Here is a 3,297-nt window from a genome sequence, read left to right as displayed (position 1 = left end):
CAGGCGCCGGTCAGGATGTCACGTCGCGGCGCGCGAACAGCACCAGGGTGACCGCGGCCGCGACGGCACAGAAGATCAGGATGCGTATGCCGGCGGTTTCGTAGCCGACCTGGTATCCCCGCGCACCCGAGGCCAGGGCGTCCATGAGCCGGGCGGGCAGCCAGCTCGCGGCCGGGCTGAAGATCCGCGACACCAGCATCTCCAGCGGCAGCGCGTAGGCGACCGCGACCGACACCGCGGCGGCGGGAGAGCGGAAGACGACCCCGGCGAGCAGCCCCAGGGTCGCGTACCCCAGGGACGAGGCCAGCACGTTCAGATAGCCCTTGCCGATCTCCGTCAGGCCGGCGAGGCTGTGCCAGGCGCCGGTGTCCACCCCTCGGATCGGAGCCATGACGAACGACGCGGCCACGGCCACGACGGTGGCCGCGGCGATCATCGTTGCCATGAACGTCGCCAGGGCCAGGCACTTGCCTGCCAGCAGGCGGAGCCGATGCGGCTGGGCCATGAGCTGGTTACGCAGGGTTCCCTGAGTGTAGTCGGCGCCGATGACGGCGGCGGTGACGGCGAGCCCGACCACGCCGAGCAGGATGCTGACGGCCTCCAGCCCCTGCATGACCCCGTCCGGACGGGACATGGCGGGTGCGGTGACGGGCACCCCGTCGTAGTCGCGACGTCCGACTGAGAGCATGGTCAGTACCGCGCCGAGCGTGGCCACCGAGACGACGGCCGCCAACGTGCCGAGGAAGAAACGCGTGCGGCCGAGTTTGATCCATTCGGCCCGCAGCGCCGCGGTCACGAGTCCCGTCCCGAGGCGGTCGATGTGGCGGCCCCGGCGGTGAGCAGCTCAGAGGGAACGTCCGGGGAGCTGCGGCTGCGTGGGATCAGATCCCCGTCGACTCCCCCCGTCGCGACCAGGAACGTCTCCTCCAGCGTGGGCCGGCACGCCCGCAGCGCCCGCAGCGCGATACCGGCGCTCATGGCGATCCTGTTCAGGTTCGCCGCCGAGCCCTCCGGGGCGTGCACGCTGACCGAGCCGTCCGGCGAGCGCTCGGGCGGGTCGACCCGCAGGCCGTGGCCGCCCATCAGGGCGGCCAGCCGCACCGCGTCACAGGGATGCTCGGGAGTCAGGACGAGCAGTGGGTCCCCGGCGGCGAGCAGCTCGGTCACATGGCCCTGGAACAGCAGCTGCCCGTCTCTGATCATCACCAGGTGGTCGCAGATCTGTTCGACCTCCGACAGCAGGTGGCTGGACACGAAGACTGTCATGCGCCCTCCGGCCAGGTCCTTGAGCAGGCAGCGGATCTCGCGGATGCCCGCCGGGTCGAGCCCGTTGGTCGGTTCGTCGAGCACCAGCAGCTCGGGGCGCGGCAGCAGGGCCGCGGCGATCCCCAGCCGCTGCTTCATGCCGAGGGAGTAGGAGGCGAACCGGTCGTCGGCCCGGCCGGCGAGGCCGACCATGGACAGCGTCTCGGCGACGCGTTCCGGGCCCAGCCCGCGCAGCCGCGCCAGCATGCGCAGGTTGGCCCGCCCGGTCAGGCCGGGGTGGAAGGTCGGGCCTTCGATCATGGCCCCGACCTTGGACAGGTAGCCGGCGGGCCGCTCGATCGGATGCCCGAGCACGAAAGCGTGTCCCGCGCTGGGCCTGATCAGCCCGAGGAGCATCCGCAGGGTGGTCGTCTTGCCGGCGCCGTTCGGCCCGACGAACCCGGACAGCGCTCCCATCGGGACGTGGATGTCGATCCCGTCCACCGAGCGCCGGGTGCCGTAGCACCTGGTGAGTCCTTGGCTCCAGATAGCGGCGTCGGCCGGGGGGCAGGGCAGGCCGGTGCGGGCCTGGCGTGGTGATCCCCGTCGCATCCGCGGCGGTCTCGCCGGAGTCTCCGCCGTCATTACGTGGTTGCCTCCTCAGGTCCTTGGCGTCCGGCCCGGGCGAGGGCGGCTGCCCGGCTGGGCCGGCGTTGATGGAGCTTGATGAAACAGAGGGTAACGGATGGAAACGAGTTGTGCTTAATGACGATCGCTCGTTACTTACAGTGGCAAAGAATATGATCTATATCACTTATAGTAAGTAGCGATAGGTAGAGGAAGCCCTTGTCGCAGCGACGCCGCCACGCTCCTGTGCTGCTGTGTTCCCGTGTTTCCGATCGGTCACGCTGGTCGGCGCGTCGGCGCGACCGGTGGTCCGGTCATCGGTGTCCGGCCGGTTCGGCGACAACCGGCCTGGCCATGGATATTCCGTGCGAACGGGCTGTGAGCGGACCGTGAACGGGCCTGGGCGGGCCGTGGGTGAGCCGCGAGTGGGTCTGAGCGGGCCGCGAGAGGCTCGTGAGCGGGCATGACGACGCGTCTCGCTTCGGATGGCGGCATGGCGTGACCGGATGGCGGCGTGGCGCGGCCGGTGCCGTCAGCTCGGGTCGAGGCCGAACAGGCGGGGGGAGAACCACTCGGTGATCAGTGTCAGGGGGCGGCCTGTCCGCATGTCACGCATCCGGTAGGTACGGGCCGGCACCTGGGACTGCGCGCTGAGACCCGGCCCAAGGCAGGTGGCGATGCCGCCGGCCGGCAGCCGTCCCCATGACCGCAGCTCACGGACGATCGGTAGGGCGGCCCGCGTGAGCAGCCTGCCGATCGGCTCCTCGGTGTCGAGCGCGCGCACGACGTCGACCGGCAGCCTGTCGACGATGGCGAGCACGGATGCCGCCCCGTGAACGACACCGTTGTCACCGGTGAGAAGCACCTCGCGGACCAGGAGATCGTCTCCGGGGCTGCCCTCGAGGTCGCGTAACCCGATGTCGGCGTAGGTGTCGCGATGGGCGCGGGTGGCCGCTGCGTGGAACCAGGGGTCTTCGTGGAACAGGGAGCCGCTGTCCCCTCCCCGGGCGTCCGCCGCGTGGCCGCGCTGGCCCGGTACGGTCAGCGGGAGGCGCTGCTGACGGCGCACACGGACGGTGATCCGACGGCCGGTGAGAATTTCCAGTGACGTGGTGGTCAGCCCGTCGCCGCGCAACATCAGCTGCTCGAGCGGGCTGATCCCCAGGGTGCCGGCCGCGGCGACGTCGACGCTGGAGAGCTCGGCGCTGGGGAACACCGTGACCGGTGCCGGTGCCGGCCTGACACGCGTGGCCGGCCGCCTGCCACCAACAATGATCTTATTGGCGGTGGTCTCGCTATATTTTGACATCCGACCTTCACGGGAGGAAAGCACATAAAAAACATTATCATGCGGCTATATTGTCAGTCGTGCCGACGCTGATCGACCGTGCCGGTGGCAACCAGTCGTCGCGGACGGAAGCCGAT

3 protein-coding genes are annotated in these 3,297 nt (G+C 69.9%); all 3 read right to left on the bottom strand.

All coding sequences use genetic code 11. The features are described 5' to 3' along the window. Positions 1-10: 10 nt before the first annotated feature. Positions 11-796 (bottom strand): DUF2705 family protein, encoded by a 786-nt coding sequence (locus tag AC5LSR_RS19125; protein WP_250285668.1) that lies wholly within the window; start codon positions 794-796, stop codon positions 11-13. Next, entirely contained in the window at positions 793-1,890 is a 1,098-nt protein-coding gene (locus tag AC5LSR_RS19120) for an ABC transporter ATP-binding protein (protein ID WP_250285669.1), read from the bottom strand. Before AC5LSR_RS19120 ends, AC5LSR_RS19125 begins: the two co-directional genes overlap by 4 nt. A gap of 514 nt (positions 1,891-2,404) precedes the next feature. Continuing rightward, positions 2,405-3,181, bottom strand: coding sequence for a chorismate--pyruvate lyase family protein (locus AC5LSR_RS19115; RefSeq protein WP_250285670.1), 777 nt, complete (start codon positions 3,179-3,181; stop codon positions 2,405-2,407). Between the last annotated feature and the right edge of the window lie 116 nt (positions 3,182-3,297).

Source organism: Protofrankia sp. CiP1_Cm_nod4, from assembly GCF_982290645.1.
The sequence above is the reverse complement of the archived record's forward strand: the minus strand, read 5'-3'. Positions and strand labels throughout refer to the sequence as shown.